This is a genomic window from Peribacillus simplex (assembly GCF_900156045.1).
GTDB classification, from domain to species: Bacteria; Bacillota; Bacilli; order Bacillales; family DSM-1321; genus Peribacillus; species Peribacillus simplex_D.
In genome coordinates this window covers 577,386-596,196 of sequence record NZ_FTMX01000002.1, presented here as the reverse complement: position 1 = coordinate 596,196, position 18,811 = coordinate 577,386, and the positions used below count along the sequence as shown (strand labels likewise).

Here is an 18,811-nt window from a genome sequence, read left to right as displayed (position 1 = left end):
TTCTATTCACCTGCTTTCTGAAGATGTTCGGCTAAATACTGGCTATATTGAAACGGTGCGCGATGAATATCCTTCATGGTCTCCGGCTGTAGTGCCTGGATGATTTTCCTTCCGGGCTTCGAGTTAATGTCCATGATCCATAATTGGCCTTTTTTATCGATGCCTAAATCAATCCCCAATTCGAATAATCTTTCAAAGACAGCTTCGGTTTCTACGGGCAGGGTGCGAAGGATATGCTGAATCTTTTGTTCGACAGCAATTGAAATCGTTTCCGGGTTTCTTTTGTTGAAAGTCTCCAATGAAATGGCTTCCCCGCCTGTGGCAAGATTTGAAGTAATTGCGTCTTTTTGTCCTGTACGAATTCCGCGGCCCCGTTCCATCCATTGATTCTTCTCGTTTTTTTGAAGGAAAATCCGTAAATCGAATGGCTCGTTATTTTGGTTGCAAAGTTCCAAATATGGCTGGCAAAGGTAACGATATCGATTTAATAAATGCTGCAGCCATTTGTTAAGCTGAGATTTGGAGGAGAATGGGCGGTCATATTTGGTGCCCTTTTTCGTCATCGATACCAAAGTGCCATCTTCGGTTTTTGAAAGGAGATAGATTCCTGTACCGCCTGCACCGAATTCAGGTTTGATGATGATTTTATCCAGGCGTTCCAACTGAGCGGTAATATCTTCAGGTGTCGTCACTTGTAAGGTCTCTGGAAAGAATGCCTGCAGGTGTGGATGATTTTTTAGGATTTGGTACACTTCCCACTTACCAGGAAGGCCCAGCCCTAAGAAATTCGAGTTATCTTTTAACCAATCGATTTTGTGCCGCGTTTCCGTTGACTCACGGACTAATCCGTGAAAACAGCGATCATATACAAAATCAGGTAAATCAAAAGATGTGGCAATCCAAGTTTCATTCTCGGCATCAAAACGCTCGCCGCGCACTTTTTTCAGATCCATATCAATATTTTCAGGTGAGAATTTACAAACTTTCATATTAAATGATTTAGCGGTTTTGGCTATTTCGGTGAAGTAGTTGTTTTCATGTGTATCCGACGCGGCCATTAATCCTATTAACACGAGCTAGCAACTCCTTTTATGGATGTTTTTCGCGGTTAAGGGCAAGCATGAAATCTATGATGGATTTTACCGATGGACGAAAGGTTTCATAGTTGCCTTGAAATTTTTTCGAAGGTTTTGAATTCACTTCGATGATCCATGGATGTGTATCGGTATCCAGTGCTAAATCGATCCCTAACTCACCGAAATCGTCATGGTTTTCGACCAAGGCCTGGGCAGTATTTTTAGCCAGCCGTACGAGCTTTTGATATATGCGGCTGGCGTCCTGAAGGTCAAAAGCTTCCTTTAGAAAATCCGGCCCATTTTTCATCAATCCGCCTTGTGCAAGATTGGAAACAATAGTACCAGGGTCCCCAATCCGGGCAACCATTGATGAAACTTTCCATTCAAGCTGATCGTTCCGGTGAAGAAGTATACGGAAATCAACTTTTCTCTGATCGATTTCGAATAGGGAAATCCCTTTTTGAAGAATGAAGGATCGTTTTCTGGAAAATCTTTTTAACGTTTCGTACAACTTTTCATCCGTATCTGCAAAATGTACATTCTGAAGATGTCCGGATTGCTCGATTTTCCATATTCCAGCTACTTGCGTTAATCTGCAAATATTCCTGCCTTGGCTGCCTGCTGAAGGTTTAAAGTAGATTACCGAATGCTTTTCTATAAATGTCAAGAAAGATTCCTTTTCGTTAAAAAGGATCGTCTCTGGCAAATTTGCCAACAGTTCATCTTCTAAGATTAGCAGCTCATGTACATGATGTTTGGAGAGGAACCTTCCATTGAACATTGGTATCGACCGTTCTTCCAGTTCAGTTTTAAACAGCTTGAAAGAATGCGATTCCTCAAGTTTGCGTGAATGTATCCGGTTATAAATTACATCAGGAATGGGGAGGGGCAAGGTTTGCCAGCCATCTTGCCCTGGCAGGTAGCCTTCCACAACCCCATCTTGAAGAGACTGCAGTTTTACTAAATAGAAGGGGATGCCCTGCTGATTACAATATGATTTCATTTCCTGATAAAATTTTTCCATCTCGCCGAATGTCCCGTCTTGCAACGGAGTCTGGTTCATGAGTGAAGCGAAGAATGGGCCTATTTTAATTGACCTTCCTTCCGCATGGTATGAGACGGAGATTGGATCTAAAAAAACGGGTAAGGATAAAATTTGGTTCATATCATATGAAAGTTTCAGAGTAGGCTGGGATGACGGGAATGGCTGGACAAGTACCGGGACGGAACGGCATCCAGCCATTATCGTTAAGGGTTCTCCAAATTGAAGGCCCCATTCCTCAAATAGTTTTTCTTCGATAAACAGTAACGCCTTCTTTCTAGTTTCTGCGGAATTTACCGTAATGAAAACTTTCTGATGGTTAAGGTTCATAATAATTCCCCGTTTGCACTAAGTTTGATATCCTTTTATAAGTAAATGATGGGCAAATGTGGATAACACATTCTATGTTTTTATTATTAGAAGGTGTCATCAAGCCTTTATTTCAAGCAATTAAAGGAGAAATTTAAAGGGTGAGTTTGGGTGAAGATACTGTTTATGGCCGTCGTAGGCGCTGTAAAGGTTCTTCACTAATTTAGCTATCAGAATGCTGTTCAGACCTTATAAACCAATCTATTCTTTCGCGAAACAGCTGCCGTTGACCGCAGGGTTGATTCCGAAGCGGCTGGATGAATTAGGCAAATTAGGCAATATGTTAATGATGCCTCTATACAGAATATGAAAATTTTCGTGAAGGCAGAAGTAAAGAAAGCATTGCATACAGAAAAAAGTGCTGTACAATTGCTTGTTCCAATTGGGAATGAAGAGAGCTGGTTCGAGAATTGAAGCCAAATTCCGGGACACCACTGTCGAAAAGGGCGTCCCGGTCTTCGTGGAGTAAGGTGCCGATTACTTAATCACTTTTTTCAGCCGCTATTCCAAAAACTGCATTTGGAGATAACGTGGAAGAACAGGTTTCTTCATTTTCGGTGTCCAGACTTGAGGAAATGGTCGATTACATCACTAATGAGAAATTATCGGTGATCACATATCTTGGGGCTTTGCTTGGTGGAATCAACGGTTTATTTCAAGGATTCGTAATTGTTTTAATAGGATGACGTGTAATTCTCAATCGGATTTGTTATAGTGGAAAAGGTGTATGAATACAATGATTACCGGGAGGGGAAATAAATGAGTAACGTATATGATGCAGCGTATGAAATGGAGAAGGCGATTAGGGCAAGTAATGAATATGCCGATTTGCAACGCTTATATGATCTTGTCAATTCTGATGAAGCAACAAAAGGAATGTTTGAAAACTTCCGAAATCTGCAGATGTCATTGCAGCAAAAGCAAATGATGGGACAGGAGATTGCACCGGAAGAGGTTGAGCAAGCACAAAAGACGGTACAGCTTGTCCAACAAAACCCAACCATTTCACAATTGATGGAAGCTGAACAACGGATGAGCATGGTCATTGCAGACCTCAATAAAATTATCATGAAGCCGCTTGAAGATTTATATGGCTTGCCTGATCAACAGCAATAAGCAGTTGGAGACTCCCTTCTATAATGGTTGGGGGTTTTTTTGTTCCCTGAATGCACCGGTGCAAGGGTCGTGAACCACTATTTGTTCTATTCCCGAAATTTTAGTCATAAATTTGAAAGAGGATATTACAGATGGGGGAGATCAGCATGGTATATCGACTACTTGCGGTCAATATCGACGGGACATTGCTCCAGTCGAATGGCCGTTTAAATAAATCGACTAAAGAAGCAATAGATTATGTTCACCAAAAAGGTGTCCATGTTGCACTTGTGACGTCAAGAAACTATCACTCAGCAAAAAAAGTGGCCAAAGCCCTAAAAATAAATCCGATGATCGTTGCTCAGCAAGGAGCCTTTGTCGGAGCTTCCATAGAAAAGCCGATAATGGTAAAACGAATATCGGAAGAACTGACTGTAGAGCTCGTGCAAATGCTTGAAAAGACCACATGCCAAATATTGCTCATTCATGAAAAGTACTCGCTGGGCAATCGAGTGAACCTTCCGGAGAATTTGCTTGGTAAATCGGTTATGTATTTGAATGATCAAAATATTTATGCACAAAATTATGTCGACGATATCAGCGAAGAGCTTATTGACCAGCCGATGGCCCCTACGAAGATGGACGTAATATTTTCAGAAAAAACTGATCGAAATGATATATTGAAATTGATAAAGAAAATGTTCCCTGAGGTGGATGCGATATTACATCCAGGACATAAAATGACAATCGTTCCGAAGGGGGTTTCTAAATGGAGTGGTGTATTGTATTTAGCCGACCATTTAGAGGTGAGAAGAACGGAAATCGTCTCGATTGGTGATGGATTGGATGATATAGAGATGATTGCCGGTTCTGGTCTGGGAGTTGCCATGGGCAATGCTGATGAGGAAGTAAGGAAAGTGGCAAAATGGGTGACGCGCTCCAATGATCAAGATGGAGTTGCCTATATGCTGAGGGAATTTTTCCGGAAACAGCATCCAATCGAATTTTTACAAAAGATGAATATGCTTAAGTGATTGGCGGGGCCCCTTCATATAGAAGGGGCCCCATTCAGATAATGCCGCTTGCGAGGCCTGTTTTATTTCATAAATAATTATAAGCTTCTTTCCATAAACTAAAGGAAAATCAGTAATGGAAAGGAAGAATTCAATGGGTGTAATCAATGCAAAAGAAGTGCAAGTCGGTGATGAGGTGTTTGTGATTTATAATAATCCCCATGTTCCCACCGTTTCGAATATAAGGGCAGCGGAAATTGTCCCGCATCCCAAAGATCCCAATGCAGTCGCCTTGTTCCTGAACGATACATTTCATACGATTGAGGATGATGATGCTTTGTTCACTTCGGAAGCCGCAGCGGAAAAAGCATACAGTGATTATATGGGTAACCAGGACCAGATGACTTGAAAAGGCGTTTACGTTGCTTTACGGAAAGAGAATGAACAGATGAAAGCCCTCGCTTATAAAGCGGGGGCTCCTTTAGATTATATTTGCGAGTAAAAGCTCGGAATTCAAGAGTATTTGCTTAAAATTCACGAGTTTTTGCTCCAAACTCACGAGTAAAAGCTCGGAATTCACGAGTAAAAGCTCGAAACTCACGAGTAACGCTCGAATTCAAGAGTAATAGCTCGAAAATCACGAGTAACGCTCGAATTCACGAGTAAAAGCTCGGAATTCAAGAGTAATAGCTCGAAACTCACGAGTAACGCTCGAATTCACGAGTAAAAGCTCGAAATTCACGAGTAAGAGCTCGAAAATCACGAGTAACGCTCGAATTCAAGGGTATTTGCTGCAAACGTACCCATACTGTAAATTTCCGTCTTATATAAAAAAACTGCCACTCCTATTTCAAGAAAAACAGAGTGACAGTTACTTAAATCTCAGTTATTGGATTGTATGAATAGTTTCATTGCGTGAATTTGGCCTATATGATTGGTTTCGTGCAAGACTACAAAATTAATGAATTCTCCCACTGTTTCCATTCCGTTGAAAGGCTGTGCTGTTTTTTCTGTCAATCGTTCTTCCGGAATTTCAAGAAGTCGATCAAGTTGCTCATGCAACTGTTGCTTTAATACTTCAACGGTAGGTACGTCCCCGGTCCAGTCCGCTGGTTTTGAACCATATCCGAATAGCTGGCTGTAATTCGCTGGCAAATTGCTGCTGGAGTTCAATAAAAATTTTTCCGCTGCAGAAAGGACATGTCCAATGTGCCAATGGATTGTATTATTAAAACCTTCAGGCTGCACATCCATGAACTCTGGATTGATCCCCTCGATTTCTTTTAAAAGATTGCCGCGCATGGCTGTCAGTTGATTTTTTACATAATTCATTTTACATTCCCCTTTCAAACTTGTTTTTCTTACCGCACTCATGAAAATTATAGCAAGGATATTTCAATATTATCAAATTTTAGATAAGCCTTTTCAAAAGGGGAAGGCTTATCAAGTTACAATTTTAAGGCTTGTAATTGTCAGATAATTTATAGGGAAGTATTTTCAATTTGTGAGGACCTCTAGGTGGATCCAATTTTTTATCGTAAATATTAGTAAAGGGAAAGGCGGTGTTTTATGGAAATGAGTTTATTGTTTGTTTTAGCGATTGGGTTTGCATTAGGCATCAAGCCTGCTCCGGAACCCGATCATATCATTGCCGTTTCTACGATTGCGAGCCAAAGCAAGAAAATATGGAAATCTTCACTTGCAGGCGTATTTTGGGGAATCAGGCATCCCCTTACTCTTTTGGTGTTCGGTGTCATCCTGATTCTTTTGGAAAACGAAATTCCGGAAGCTTGGGCAATGTCATTGGAATTTCTTGTGGGAATCATGCTGGTCTATTTAGGCATCACGACGATTTTTCTTGGAAGCAAACGAAGCGGTATGACGGCTACATAACTGAAATCGATGTTATTGGGAATTGTCCACGGACTTTCCAGGCAGTGCTGCAATGGTCCTTCTCACTTTAAGTACGATAGATGCTGCGTGGCAGGGTGCGATCTACTTTATCAATTTGGTAGGTACTTGTATAAGCATGCTTCTGTTCACGACGATTTTAAGAATCGCTCTTCCTCCAAAAAAGTCAATCGCTTATTCATCCGATTGACAGGTGTGATAAGCACGCTTTTTGGAATCTATTATATGTACAATCTGGGCATCAACGAGGAACTATTTTCTGTATGGTTTGGTTGAAAGCAGGACATATACCCAAAGGATAAAGGTTCAAGAACCCTCAAGTCATAAACTTGAGGATTTTTTACTGTTAATAAATCGCCAAACATTCCTATTACTCTTTTGCATGGACTAGTATAATGAAAATATTGGATAATTAATCCATTAGGGTAAGAGGAGATGACAAATAATGAAAAGGAAACCGCTCCTGGTTGCACTTTGCTTATTATCAATAACGTTAGCTTCAGGTTGTACAACAAAGCAAGAACATATTTCCCTCCAAAAATATGAAGGTAAAAACTACAAATTCGAAGCATATAAACAAAAGATAGAAATGGGGAAAACAGAAAAAACAAAAGAAATAGTAAAGAATGCTGATTGGGAAGAAATTACATTGGAGAAGGATCATCCTAAGGCGGACTTCATCTTTTATTTTAATGATGAAAAAAGCGAAGGTAAAATAGCTGTATATTATGTTTGGGTTAATCCTGATGAAAATATTGTAGAATTGACGAAGGATGAACACAGCCAGTATGTACAGTTAAATAGAAAGGATTCTGAAACTATATTAAGGCTTCTGCATTAATGAAAAGGAGGAGAAAGGCAAGACCTGTACTTTCAAAAACCTCCAGACAAGCATTTAGAATTCACATGGCTTTTTATGGGGGACCTTATGGAGGGGCTTATGGGGAAAATTACTTTATCTAATGGAAAAATGGTGGAAGTTGAATGTTTAAGCTGTGCTCTGATAAGTGGGGAAGTAGAAGCCGAGGGTGGCGTAATAGTCGAATCTGAATATTTTCATGCTCACCAAGACGTTGCATACCCCATTGAAGGTTTAGTGATATTAGCTTCTAAACGCCATATTAAGTGCTTTGATGAATTAAATCAACGAGAAAAGGTTGATTACATAAACTTATTGACCAAGATTAGAAAAGCTCAAAGGGAAGTATTGGGGGTCAAACACGTTTATTATTTCTACAATGAGGATACTACTCACCATTTTCATACTTGGATGGTTCCTCGATATGAATGGATGTACGAGTTTGGACGTTCGGTGGAATCAGTTAGACCGGTTTTGCTGCATGCAAAAAACAGCTTGAATGATGGTGGAAACTTAAAAAGTGTAACGGATGGAATCGAGGCATTAAAAAAAGAATTAAACCGTTAATCCTTCCAGTTCCAAAGAAACAGATGAGTGATTTCCTATACAAAAATCTATAATAATGTTTGATAACACCCTGTTTAAAAAAGGTGAAAGAAACCGGACTTCCATACAAGCCCGGTTTCTTTCATCTGCTCAGGCTGAATCAGTCTTCTTATTCGTTGTCCTCAATAGTGGCATTGTGCAACACCGGAAAGAGCCACCGGACTTGATGATTTCGCTTATATCGACTTCAATGATTTCGTATCCGCGTTCACGAAGCTGACTATTCACGTTTTTATTACATGGTAGACTGAATAATTTTTTATTCCCAATTGAAAGCACGTTGGTACCTAATGTGAATTGTTCTTCTTTAGTCACTTCAATCAAGTCATAACGTGAAGCTAATAAATCCATCTCTTTTTTTGTAAAGGACTCTGGAAAAATAAGTGCCTCTGTCGGTGATATGATATTAAAAACACAATCTAAATGAAGGAATGTTTCAATGAATGGAATCGCGATGACATCGTATTCCGGTAATATGGTTTGAAGATGCTTGACGGATGATTCATCCGTTCTTTCACTGATTCCAATATAGATGGTCTTTCCGTCAATAAGGACATCCCCGCCCTCAATATGATTTTTGAGGAGGTTGAAATATGAGATACCATTCGATTCGAGCCAGGATTTCAATATTTGTTCTTCACCCTGCCTGATACCAGTTGCCAGCTCAGCTACGTAAACGGTATTGCCGAGAGTGAAACCGATATCCCTCGTGAAAACTTGTTCTGGATATGTAAATTGAGGCGTAAGTTTTATGACTTCAATCCCTTCATGTTCAAGAGCCTTTGTAAATTGGGCATGCTGCTCCAATGCAAGTGTTTGATCGATATTTTCTTCTTGAAACTCTTTTTGAGTTTCGTTAATGATCTCCCGGATTTCCATATAACGTGGTTCACAGACGATCACCCGTGTTAGCTTTGAATATTCACTCGAGCAATAAGCTTCCAGTTCTTCGTTTATTTTGTTTACCATAAATGAGCTCCTTCTAAATATAATTGTATCTTTACTATTTCCTCCTTTTTCTAGAAAGAAACATAAAAAATATGCCATGGAACTGCACCGCTAAATTTGGATGGGTTAAAAAAACTTCTCAGATTACGTTCCTAATAAATGATCCCGGTATAAGCGGGTTATATCCGTTCAATTCGAAGAAAGTTTTTTGCTAAAAAAAACATTCCAGTTGTTTTCAGAAATCCGCTCCCTTTCCGAATCCCCTCTCTGTCGTCAAACTGATTTAAAGATTTCATCTAGATTAAGCCGGATTCAAAATAATCGTAAACGGTACCTAGGGAAAAAGGATTATTTTTTTTCTGGTCGAATATATAATGAGCATGCTTTTAATATAAGGGGGAGATTGTAATGATGGATACTCCATTGATCATGACTCAAATCATTGAAAGAGCTGAAAAATATTTTCCGAAGAAAGAGGTAGTTTCGCGTACGGATGGTGGAATTCACACATTTACATATGCTGAGATTGCTGAGCGTACAAGAAGGCTGACCAGTAACCTTGAAAAATTCGGTATTCAAACAGGTGACCGTATTGGAACACTTGCCTGGAACCATCATCGGCATTTAGAAGCTTATTTTGCGATTCCTTGTCATGGTGCTGTCCTACATACAATCAATATGCGTCTGTCTCCTCAACATGTTTCTTATATCGTCAATAGTGCGGAGGATCGATTATTATTGATAGACCCGGATGTCATCCCCCTTTTGGAAGCAATTAAAGATGAGTTAACGACAGTGGAAGGTTATATCATAATGACGGATAAAGATGAGCTGCCTGAAACGACCCTTTCACCTATTTATCATTATGAAAAATTATTAGCCCAAGGGAATCCGAAACAGCCATTCATTCAAACCTTGGATGAAAATGCACCTGCCGGCATATGTTATACTTCCGCCACGACCGGGAATCCCAAAGGTGTGGTTTATTCACATCGCGGAATTTTGTTGCATGCGATTGCACTGGGGCTTGCCGATTCTACAGCAATAAGCGAACGTGATGTGGCACTTCCTGTAGTGCCCATGTTTCATGTGAATGCCTGGGGCATGCCTTTTGCCAGTGTTTGGTTTGGAACGAAGATGGTTTTGCCGGGACCTTATTTCACCCCAAAGATTTTGGCTGAGCTTATAGAAACGGAGAAGGTTACAATCGCAGCAGGGGTTCCGACGATATGGCTGGGCTTATTGAAGGAGCTAGAAGAAGGCAGCCATGATACGAGCAGCATTCGTGCTGTTTTATGCGGAGGGTCGGCTGCTCCGAAAAGCATGATTAAAACCTTTGAACAAAAGTATGGGATACCATTCCTGCATGCCTATGGAATGACTGAAACAAGCCCGTTAGTATTTGTATCCAAACCAAAAAGTTATCAGGAAGATCTCCCTGAAGAAGAACTTTATGAGTTGAAGGCCAAGCAGGGCCTTGTTTCACCAATGATAGAAATTAAAGTGATCGGTCAGGGTGGCGAAGTGAAGCCTGATGGAAAGGAAATGGGCGAATTGCTGATCAGGGGTCCTTGGATAGCCAATGAGTATTTTAAGGATGAGCGGTCAGAGGATACGTTTAAAGAAGGCTGGCTGTATACGGGGGATGTTGTCACGATTGATGAAGAAGGATTCGTGAAAATCGTCGACCGGACCAAGGACTTGATAAAAAGCGGCGGTGAGTGGATATCTTCCGTAGATATAGAGAATGCATTAATGGCCCATGAAGGTATCTTTGAGGCGGCGGTAATTGCAGTGCCTCATGAAAAATGGCAAGAACGGCCGATTGCCTGTGTTGTTTTGAAGGACGCATACAAGGGTCAAGTGTCCCAGGAGGACATCATCGAATTTTTAAAGCCGCAGTTTGCAAAATGGTGGCTTCCGGATGATGTGGTCTTTTTGGATGAAATCCCGAAAACTGGTGTTGGGAAGTTCTTGAAAAGGGCATTGCGTGATCAGCTTCAAGATAAATATCTCAATAAATAAGCTATATTTGTTTAATTATAACTTTTCTACCTATTCAGTTAATGGAAGAAAAATATATAATAGATTAATAGAACGAAAGAGGAGGAAATAAATTGAGTATTGAATCGACATCACCTGCTGGAACTGTTTTAATCACATATTCGGACAGGACGGCTACTGTTGCAATGAACCGTCCAGAGGCCATGAATGCCTTAAATCCGAAGATGCTGCATGATTTCGTTAATGCCCTTAAGGAAGTGAGTGAGAATGATGAAGTGGACGTCGTCATTTTAAAAGGGAATGGGAAAGCATTTTCCGCAGGTGGTGACATTAAGATGATGCTCTCGTCTGGAAAAGAAAACGCTTTCGATGAACTGATGGATGGAATCAGTGAATTGGTGACCACTCTATACTTCATGCCTAAATTGACCATCAGTGCCATTCATGGTGCGGCTGCAGGGCTTGGGTTGAGTATAGCTCTTGCAACCGATCACCTTATTGCCGATTCGGACAGTAAGGTTGCGATGAATTTTATCGGGATTGGATTAATCCCTGATGGCGGCGGACACTTTTTCCTTGAACGCCGTCTTGGTGAAGTGGGTGCGAAAGAATTGATCTGGGAAGGTAAAGTGCTTACAGCGCTTGAAGCAAAAGAAAAGGGCCTCATTCATGAAGTGGCAGAAGGAACCTTGGAAAATGCGGTAGAGAAGAAAGTGCAATCATGGCTGCAAAGCCCGGTTCAGGCCATGATTAAAACGAAAAAGATCCTTAGTGAAAAAAATCGCCCACTATTAATTAAGATCCTTGAGATTGAAAAAGCTGCTCAGATGAAAATGCGCCAAACAGCGGACCACCAAGAGGGAATAAAAGCTTTCGTGGAAAAAAGAAAACCGAACTTCATCGGAAAATGAATGAGAAAGGCCGTCACTTTCTAGTGACGGCCTCTGTTTGTAGAAAAATGGGATTCGGAAAACTTTTCTTTCATCAACGATGTTCCTGAACCAACTGAACCAAAGTAAAACCTTCAACTCCTCGAGTATGGTTTCTATCTAAAGATTATAACAAAGTTGATTGGAGCGGGTGCCTTGGAGCAGAAATCAACGTCTAAATTGTATAAGCATAAAAAAACCCAGGCAAACTTGAGTTTATCTACAGTCTGGGGGGCGGTCATGATATGTGACCGCCTTTTTTATATAAGGAATGTGTGGAAAACTTGATCATATTTTTAGGTGATTGCGCTTCCATTTCCAATCAGCGATGAAAAAGCAATAAAGCGCCTGAAGGTGATGTACAGCGATGTGTTCGATCTTGATAGTTTTTTTCCTTTAATAGATTTTGTCCCAATTCTTTTGCTTGTTCATCATTCTCGGCTGTAAATGATTCATCCAATAGTTTTTCCCCTGACGGTTCAAAAACGGTTAATTTGTATATTCTGCTCATTTTCAAAAACTCCCTTGTCAATAATGATGCTGTCTTTTATCTAAAGATAGGTACTGTTATAAAAATTTTATCATTATCTGTCAATTTTGACTATTGTTATGTAAGGGAATGTATTAAGACAGGGAATATTGATAAGTAGCTGAATATCTAGAAAAATGATGGAAAATATCTAAATCGAACTAATTTTACGGTTTCTTCCTTTAAGTTTGGAAACAATGAAAACAAAACCTATTTATACTAGAGGAATTCTCTCTTTAAAATGAAAAATCATAAATGATATAATAAACCTGAGTAAAAGGTAGGAAGTGTATGGATCGAAGGGGGATTTTTTGAATGACGGTAAAAATCGTTAATAATATCACTGAATTGATAGGAGATACACCTGTTGTAAGGATTAATCATTTAACAGCGGAGGGTGACGCTGATGTATTTGTGAAACTTGAATATTTCAATCCGAGCCGCAGCGTAAAAGATCGGGCTGCCTTTAACTTAATTAGGCAGGCTGAATTGGATGGTATCATTCAATCCGGGGCCACGATCATAGAACCAACATCAGGGAATACAGGAATTGGGCTTGCTATGAATGCCGCGGCAAAGGGGTATCGGGCCATTATGGTCATGCCGGATAATATGTCGAAAGAAAGAATCAATATCTTAAAGGCATACGGAGCGGAAGTTGTCCTAACCCCTGCATCAGAGCGGATGCCTGGAGCCATTCGTAAAGCTGAGGAACTTGCCGCGGAGATTCCTAATAGCTTTATTCCGCAGCAATTCGAGAACCAAGCCAATCCTGATATTCACAGAGTGACGACAGCAGTCGAGATTCTGGATCAGATGGATGGAAACCTGGATGTGTTTGTCGCTACTGCTGGAACGGGAGGAACGATAACCGGTACAGGTGAAGCCTTAAAAGAACATCTGCCGGAGTTAAAGGTTGTCGTTGTCGAGCCTAAGGGTTCCCCAGTTCTTTCTGGCGGAAAGCCTGGTCCCCATAAATTAGTGGGTACGAGCCCTGGTTTTATCCCCAACATTTTAAATACAGAGGTATTTGATGAGATCGTTCAAGCGGCAGATGAAGATGCGATTTCCACCATGAAGGATTTGGCCTCGAAGGAAGGTATATTGATTGGACCTTCAGGAGGTGCCTCTGTCTGGACCGCCCTGCAGGAAGCCCGTCGTCTTGGAAGTGGCAAACGAGTATTATGCATTGCACCGGATAATGGTGAACGATATTTAAGTATGGATATTTTTAAATGAAGAAAAAGACCGAATGCCGTGCATGAAACAATGTTCACGCCATTCGGTCTTTTTCCTGTTGAAATTGACAATACTGGAATAACCAGGTACATGATGCCGTATTAAAATAATAATGTATGGGAAAGTATGTTCTGTTTGTGTTAGAATTAAACGTTGAAAGAAATCGAGGTGATACTTTTGAGCGGTTTGAAGTTCATTCATGCGGCGGATCTCCATTTGGATAGTCCCTTTTCAGGGTTGAAGGATATGCCGTCATCTATATTAAAGGAATTAAGGGACAGTCCGTTTAAAGCTTTTAAAACTATCATTAATGAAGCAATTTCCCATCAGGTTGACTTTATCGTGTTATCGGGGGATCTATTTGATGGGGAAAATCGGAGTCTGCGGACACAGGTCCGCTTTCGAGCCGAAATGGAAAAACTCCAGCAGCATCAGATTCCTGCTTATATCATTCATGGTAACCATGATCATCTCGGCGGCTCATGGATCACTGTGGGGCTTCCGGATAATGTCCACGTATTTTCAGGGAAAACCGAAGTGAAAAGGTTTGAAAAAATCGATGGGACGACTGTCCACCTTTATGGATTCAGTTATCCACGCCGTCACGTAAGGGAGAGAATGATCGAAACCTACATAAAAGCTGAAGGGGCCGATTATCATATAGGTCTGCTTCATGGGAACTTGGAAGGCAATTCCGAACATAGCCCATACGCCCCTTTTTCATTGAAGGAACTAGCTGCTAAAGATTTCGATTATTGGGCATTAGGCCATATTCATAAACATCAGGTAGTATCAGAAGATCCACTAGTGATATACCCAGGAAATATTCAAGGCAGGAACAGAAAGGAGTCCGGCATTAAAGGGTGCTTGCTTGTTGAATTAGACGGGGACATGAAGCGTCATTCTTTTATTGAAACCTCTGAGGTGATATGGGAAAGCGAAACAATTGAAATATCCGCGGAAGGTGGATTTGATGCCCTGTTCAAGCAATGCAAGGAAGTAATCGAACAGAAGGGTTACGATGGGAGAAACTTTCTTTTGGAATTGAAGCTGGATGCAGGTGCCGCAGCAGGCCCTTCCGGGGATTATCTTGAAGAATTGACCCGGATCTTGCAGGAAGAGGACCAAGGGGAACCATTTATCTGGGTGTATAAAATCAAAGTCATCCAGTCCATGCCGATGATTAGGTCAAATGAAGGAATATCGCCCTTTATGGCTGAGGTATCGATGCTTGCATCTGAATTTGATGATACGGATGCTGCTCTGGCCCCGCTTTATATTCATCCGGGTGCAAGACGGTTTCTTGATTCAATAGGTCCGGAAGAGCAGAGGGAACTTTTGAATGAAGCGGAAAGATGGCTTTTGCAAGTTTTTGAAGCGAATAAATGAATGTAGGGAGGAGGAACGGATTTGATTATTAAAGACCTCCATGTTTATGGTTACGGCAAACTGGAAAATCAGCGTTTTCCTGAATTGGGACAGCTGCAGGTTTTCTTTGGGGAAAATGAATCGGGTAAGTCAACCATCATGTCCTTCATACATAGTATGCTGTTTGGTTTTCCGACAAAGGTTCAAAACGAACCGCGTTACGAGCCCAAAATGCATGCCAAATATGGGGGAAGGCTCAGTCTCATAACAAAAAATGAAGGGGAAATCGTCATTGAGCGTGTGAAGGGAAAGGCTACTGGTGATGTAAAATTGACCTTCGAGGATGGAAGGGTCGGCGGCGAGGAAGAATTGAATGAGATTCTCCATGGCGTTGATAAAAACTATTACCAAGCCATTTTTTCTTTCGACCTTCAAGGTCTGCAGGGATTACATACATTAAGTGAAGGGACCATGAGCAAATATCTGCTTTCAGCTGGGCTGATTGGGAATGATAAACTTCTTGAAGCCGAAACGAAATTGCAAAAGGAGCTCGATTTAAGGTTCAAGCCTTCAGGCCAAAAACCTTTACTGAATGTGAGATTGAAAGAACTTAAGGAATTGCAGAAAAAGGTGAAAGCATCGGAAGAAGAACAGCAGTCATATACGGCATTACTTCAGGAAGAAGCAAAACTCAAGGAGGAGCTCTCTAAAGTCACGATGGATATTCAAGAGATTGAAGAGGACCTTGTAAACGTGAGCACTTTTTTGCGAATTAAACCCTTGGTTGAAGAACAGCGGGAACTTGAAACAGAAATAAGTGAAATTCCGGAGGTGAGTTTGCCTGTTGATGGCTTAAAAAGACTTGAACAGTTTCAGGCAGTTGGAATGCCCATGAAAGCCCAGCTTGCGGCATTGACTGAGAAAATGGACAAACTTGAGGTAAAACTCACGGAAATCGAAATCAATCCGTTCATCAAGGAGCATAAAGAGCAGATTGAACATGCAATCGATCAAGGAACATTGCTGGAGAAGCTTGAGCTGGATATAAGAAAAGCGGAACACGAAAGGCTGTTGGAAGAAAAGAATATTGAAAAGGTGAAGCAGGAATTATTCTTGGATGTTTCTGATGATGAAATAAGAAAATTGGATATCAGTACATTCATGAAGGAAAAGGTGAAAAGGGCCGAGAGGGAAAAGCATCAACTCCAAAATGATAAAAAACAGCTTGATGAGAAATATGGGCTGCAAAAGGATAGTCTGGAAACTACAGAATCCCGCTTGAAGGAGATAAAGGCCCAGTTACTCCCAGATGAAAAAAGAATCGAGCTGGAGTCTTTATACAACAAGCAGAATAACATCGAATTTGAAGCGGCACAATCCCTTATTCTTGATGAACAAATACTCGAGCTTGAAAAGCAACTGGCCTTACAGAGGAAGAAGGAAGCGCATAATCGCAAGCGTTCACTTATCATGAATGGCAGTTTAATAGTACTTCTTTGTTTAGGTGCGATCGGAAGTTATTTCAGTGAACAGATTTTGTTGGGGATTATACTTCTAGCCATGGCTGTTCTGTTTGCCGTTTCCAGGCATCTCTTTAAAGGTGATGATATATTGTCCGGATATATCAGGCAAATGGATGAGATGAAAAGGAAAAGGGCAGCAATTGGCAGTGAAACCAATCGGGTGAGTGATGGAGAGTCGATGGGTAGGTTGCTTGAAATGGACCAACGTCTTCAACGGCGGTTTGAAAGTGAAATGTTTAAATATGAAGAAAGGGAGGAAGCGTTTGAATCGACCATTCAGGAATATGCTACTTGGGAAACTAGCAGGGACGGATTGGATAAAGAAGTGAGAAGCATCTTAAGCGGTTGGGGCCTGTCTTATCCCGGAATGGAAATCAATCTTGAATCTGTATTTGAACTTCTTGAGAAGTGGAAGGAAGCCGTTGACAGGAAATATGAAGCAATCAAGATGCACAATTTTCTGCATGCAGAGTTTGAGGGTAAATCGAAGGCTTTATTTCATTTTGCACACAGCCTTGATTTTGAACCATCCACATGGCGGGAAGCGATGGGCCTATTGAAACGGGAAATGAATAAAGCGGTTGAATACTCCGTTCAACTAATACAATGGATGCAGGAACGTAGTCATTTGACGAACGAAATCGAGCAGTTGACGATGGAAAAAGGCTATCTTGATTCAGAAATGGAAATGCTTTTTAAGTTAGCGAAGGTCAAGGACGAGGAAGAGTTCAGGCAAGACGCTGCATTGTCCGAAAAGAAAATTGCTTTACAAAAACAGCTCGATTTGATCACCATTCAAATTGGGCAATCCAGAATGCTGCCTGAACAAATACAAACTTACTTAAAACAGGGGATCAACACGTATACGTTTGAAAATTTAGAACGGAAACGTAAGGATTCAGTAAAGGTGAAATCCCTTTTATTAGAGAAACAGGCGGATGCGAAGCATAAGATAAAACAGCTTGAAGTTTCAGGGATTTATGATGACTTACTTCATCGTTTTTATGAGGAAAAAGCTGCATTTAACGAAGAGGCGAAGGAATGGGCGAAATTGGCAATAGCCAAAAGCTTATTGAATAAAACCTTGGACCGATATAAAAGGGAACGCCTACCGAAGGTCATCGCTGATGCAGAGCGGCATTTTTCCTTTTTAACGAATGGAAGCTATCATAAAATCATCCTTGATCAGTCGGGAGAAGGCATATGGGTCCAGCGCAGTGATGGTTTGAGTTTCAGGGTTGAAGAGGTCAGCCGCGGGACAGCAGAGCAAATTTATGTTTCCCTAAGGCTCGCACTTGCTGATCATACTTTTGAAAATGATTCATTCCCTCTCATCATTGATGATAGTTTCGTCAATTTTGATGCGGAAAGGACAAAACGGATGCTCAAGTTATTGGAAAAAGTTTCGGAAAAACGGCAAATTTTATTTTTTACTTGTCACCGATATATAATGGAGTACTTTAGAGAAAACCAAGTGATTCGTCTATCCAGCCCCGTATTGCGCCAAGATATGAATGATTTGATCATCCCGAAATATAATGGGTTATAAACTATAAATAAAGAGAGTGAAGTCATTGAAAATGAATGAGTTTGTAAGTCACCATGATTCTTCTTTGGAGCTAATAATCGAAAAGGAGTTTCCTGGTGAACGATGTGTTGGGGGAAAATATTCTGCCAAAGGACATAGCATCACTTTATATGAGAGAGATATCGAAATTCAGTGTGAACGCTCCCTAGGCTCGCTTGCAAGGCTTGAGGAATATTCATGGGTGATCCTCACACATGAGTTGGGCCACGCATTGGATCCCGAACTTGCTGTGCTTAGTGAGGAGCTATACACTACAGGAAAATCAGAAATCCTTTATCAAATAGAGGTCAATGCATGGAATATTGCAGAAGGATTAATTCCTTTCACCTTTCAGGATTTATTTACCTTCATTAGGGATGAATCCCTGGAACATTGTACAAATCGCCTGCTGGTCGGTTAAAAGGCTCTCCATATGGAGGGCCTTTTTATTTTCCGCTAAATGGAGCTTGGAAATTCCGATACGGTTTGCCTCGAGGGGGAGAATGGACTAATGAATCGTTCGGAAGCTACAGGAAGTGGTAAATGGTATGGCATGTTAATATAATGTACCGATTTTTTTCATTAATGTTTCCAAAGGAAGCTTCATATCTTTAAAGGGGTATTCACTTTAATGAATCGTTTAAGCGGAATGGGACATGGATTTTTTGGTTTATATTTTTTTTAAAAGATTGACAGTGAGAATCATTTTCATTAAACTAGTATTATTAGACTA

At 40.8% G+C, this 18,811-nt stretch carries 17 protein-coding genes and 2 pseudogenes; 14 read left to right on the top strand and 5 right to left on the bottom strand.

Annotation, left to right across the window (positions count from 1 at the left end; genetic code table 11):
* Window positions 1-2 precede the first annotated feature (2 nt).
* A complete protein-coding gene (locus BW986_RS09485) occupies window positions 3-1,073 on the bottom strand; it encodes a YheC/YheD family endospore coat-associated protein (RefSeq protein WP_076367317.1) in 1,071 nt (356 codons plus the stop codon).
* Window positions 1,074-1,089: 16 nt separating this feature from the next.
* Window positions 1,090-2,448, bottom strand: coding sequence for a YheC/YheD family endospore coat-associated protein (locus BW986_RS09480; protein WP_076367315.1), 1,359 nt, complete (start codon window positions 2,446-2,448; stop codon window positions 1,090-1,092).
* A gap of 165 nt (window positions 2,449-2,613) precedes the next feature.
* Between BW986_RS09480 and BW986_RS30635 the strand changes: the two are divergent.
* From BW986_RS30635 to BW986_RS09460, 5 genes and pseudogenes are all read left to right on the top strand, one after another.
* Window positions 2,614-2,758 (top strand): annotated as a pseudogene (locus BW986_RS30635) (DUF445 domain-containing protein); the annotation flags it as partial.
* Between the two features lie 232 nt (window positions 2,759-2,990).
* The gene (locus BW986_RS09475; protein WP_081395556.1) at window positions 2,991-3,173 is read left to right on the top strand and encodes a DUF445 family protein; all 183 of its coding nucleotides are present in this window, start codon (window positions 2,991-2,993) and stop codon (window positions 3,171-3,173) included.
* A 73-nt stretch (window positions 3,174-3,246) separates the two neighbouring features.
* Entirely contained in the window at window positions 3,247-3,603 is a 357-nt protein-coding gene (locus BW986_RS09470) for a YlbF/YmcA family competence regulator (protein ID WP_076367313.1), read from the top strand.
* 146 nt (window positions 3,604-3,749) lie between these two features.
* Window positions 3,750-4,616, top strand: coding sequence for a Cof-type HAD-IIB family hydrolase (locus tag BW986_RS09465; protein ID WP_076367976.1), 867 nt, complete (start codon window positions 3,750-3,752; stop codon window positions 4,614-4,616).
* Between the two features lie 115 nt (window positions 4,617-4,731).
* Window positions 4,732-5,004: a transcriptional regulator SplA domain-containing protein gene (locus tag BW986_RS09460; RefSeq protein WP_260320802.1), complete on the top strand. Its 273-nt coding sequence runs from the start codon at window positions 4,732-4,734 to the stop codon at window positions 5,002-5,004.
* Window positions 5,005-5,477: 473 nt separating this feature from the next.
* Here the strand turns inward: BW986_RS09460 and BW986_RS09455 are convergent, their stop codons facing one another.
* Window positions 5,478-5,927 (bottom strand): DinB family protein, encoded by a 450-nt coding sequence (locus BW986_RS09455; RefSeq protein ID WP_076367311.1) that lies wholly within the window; start codon window positions 5,925-5,927, stop codon window positions 5,478-5,480.
* 237 nt (window positions 5,928-6,164) lie between these two features.
* Here BW986_RS09455 and BW986_RS09450 point away from each other — a divergent pair.
* The 3 genes and pseudogenes from BW986_RS09450 to BW986_RS09440 all read left to right on the top strand — a co-directional run bounded on the left by BW986_RS09450 (window position 6,165) and on the right by BW986_RS09440 (window position 7,932).
* A pseudogene (locus tag BW986_RS09450) lies at window positions 6,165-6,782 on the top strand (urease accessory protein UreH).
* Window positions 6,783-6,951: 169 nt separating this feature from the next.
* Entirely contained in the window at window positions 6,952-7,347 is a 396-nt protein-coding gene (locus BW986_RS09445) for a hypothetical protein (RefSeq protein ID WP_076367309.1), read from the top strand.
* A gap of 99 nt (window positions 7,348-7,446) precedes the next feature.
* On the top strand, window positions 7,447-7,932 hold the full coding sequence (locus tag BW986_RS09440) for an HIT family protein (RefSeq protein WP_076367972.1): 486 nt from the start codon (window positions 7,447-7,449) through the stop codon (window positions 7,930-7,932).
* Between the two features lie 129 nt (window positions 7,933-8,061).
* Here BW986_RS09440 and BW986_RS09435 read toward each other — a convergent pair whose 3' ends face one another.
* Window positions 8,062-8,940: a dimethylarginine dimethylaminohydrolase family protein gene (locus BW986_RS09435; RefSeq protein ID WP_179086032.1), complete on the bottom strand. Its 879-nt coding sequence runs from the start codon at window positions 8,938-8,940 to the stop codon at window positions 8,062-8,064.
* A 387-nt stretch (window positions 8,941-9,327) separates the two neighbouring features.
* Between BW986_RS09435 and BW986_RS09430 the strand changes: the two genes are divergently transcribed.
* Window positions 9,328-10,944: a long-chain fatty acid--CoA ligase gene (locus BW986_RS09430; RefSeq protein ID WP_076367307.1), complete on the top strand. Its 1,617-nt coding sequence runs from the start codon at window positions 9,328-9,330 to the stop codon at window positions 10,942-10,944.
* A gap of 92 nt (window positions 10,945-11,036) precedes the next feature.
* Window positions 11,037-11,834, top strand: coding sequence for an enoyl-CoA hydratase (locus BW986_RS09425; RefSeq protein WP_081395555.1), 798 nt, complete (start codon window positions 11,037-11,039; stop codon window positions 11,832-11,834).
* Window positions 11,835-12,174: 340 nt separating this feature from the next.
* Here BW986_RS09425 and BW986_RS09420 read toward each other — a convergent pair whose 3' ends face one another.
* Window positions 12,175-12,363 carry a YhzD family protein gene (locus tag BW986_RS09420; RefSeq protein WP_034314725.1) on the bottom strand — a complete coding sequence of 63 codons (189 nt, stop codon included), beginning with the start codon at window positions 12,361-12,363 and terminating at the stop codon, window positions 12,175-12,177.
* 333 nt (window positions 12,364-12,696) lie between these two features.
* On the opposite strand from BW986_RS09420, the gene cysK reads away from it, so the two are divergent.
* The 4 genes from cysK to BW986_RS09400 all read left to right on the top strand — a co-directional run bounded on the left by cysK (window position 12,697) and on the right by BW986_RS09400 (window position 18,499).
* Window positions 12,697-13,620, top strand: a complete 924-nt coding sequence (cysK, locus tag BW986_RS09415) for a cysteine synthase A (RefSeq protein WP_076367305.1) — start codon at window positions 12,697-12,699, stop codon at window positions 13,618-13,620.
* A gap of 177 nt (window positions 13,621-13,797) precedes the next feature.
* Complete coding sequence (locus BW986_RS09410; protein ID WP_076367304.1) at window positions 13,798-15,009, top strand: metallophosphoesterase family protein; 1,212 nt, start codon at window positions 13,798-13,800, stop codon at window positions 15,007-15,009.
* Between the two features lie 21 nt (window positions 15,010-15,030).
* Entirely contained in the window at window positions 15,031-18,060 is a 3,030-nt protein-coding gene (locus BW986_RS09405; RefSeq protein WP_076367302.1) for an ATP-binding protein, read from the top strand.
* A 31-nt stretch (window positions 18,061-18,091) separates the two neighbouring features.
* Window positions 18,092-18,499, top strand: a complete 408-nt coding sequence (locus BW986_RS09400) for a hypothetical protein (protein WP_260320801.1) — start codon at window positions 18,092-18,094, stop codon at window positions 18,497-18,499.
* Window positions 18,500-18,811: the final 312 nt, after the last annotated feature.

What these genes read in the sequence shown, in the direction of transcription:
- BW986_RS09480 (WP_076367315.1), bottom strand. Translation starts at nt 2,448, where the DNA reads ATGAACCTTAACCATCAGAAAGTTTTCATTACGGTAAATTCCGCAGAA.
- BW986_RS09470 (WP_076367313.1), top strand. Translation starts at nt 3,247, where the DNA reads ATGAGTAACGTATATGATGCAGCGTATGAAATGGAGAAGGCGATTAGG.
- BW986_RS09465 (WP_076367976.1), top strand. Translation starts at nt 3,750, where the DNA reads ATGGTATATCGACTACTTGCGGTCAATATCGACGGGACATTGCTCCAG.
- BW986_RS09460 (WP_260320802.1), top strand. Translation starts at nt 4,732, where the DNA reads ATGGAAAGGAAGAATTCAATGGGTGTAATCAATGCAAAAGAAGTGCAA.
- BW986_RS09455 (WP_076367311.1), bottom strand. Translation starts at nt 5,927, where the DNA reads ATGAATTATGTAAAAAATCAACTGACAGCCATGCGCGGCAATCTTTTA.
- BW986_RS09445 (WP_076367309.1), top strand. Translation starts at nt 6,952, where the DNA reads ATGAAAAGGAAACCGCTCCTGGTTGCACTTTGCTTATTATCAATAACG.
- BW986_RS09440 (WP_076367972.1), top strand. Translation starts at nt 7,447, where the DNA reads ATGGGGAAAATTACTTTATCTAATGGAAAAATGGTGGAAGTTGAATGT.
- BW986_RS09435 (WP_179086032.1), bottom strand. Translation starts at nt 8,940, where the DNA reads ATGGTAAACAAAATAAACGAAGAACTGGAAGCTTATTGCTCGAGTGAA.
- BW986_RS09430 (WP_076367307.1), top strand. Translation starts at nt 9,328, where the DNA reads ATGATGGATACTCCATTGATCATGACTCAAATCATTGAAAGAGCTGAA.
- BW986_RS09420 (WP_034314725.1), bottom strand. Translation starts at nt 12,363, where the DNA reads ATGAGCAGAATATACAAATTAACCGTTTTTGAACCGTCAGGGGAAAAA.
- cysK (WP_076367305.1), top strand. Translation starts at nt 12,697, where the DNA reads ATGACGGTAAAAATCGTTAATAATATCACTGAATTGATAGGAGATACA.
- BW986_RS09400 (WP_260320801.1), top strand. Translation starts at nt 18,092, where the DNA reads ATGAATGAGTTTGTAAGTCACCATGATTCTTCTTTGGAGCTAATAATC.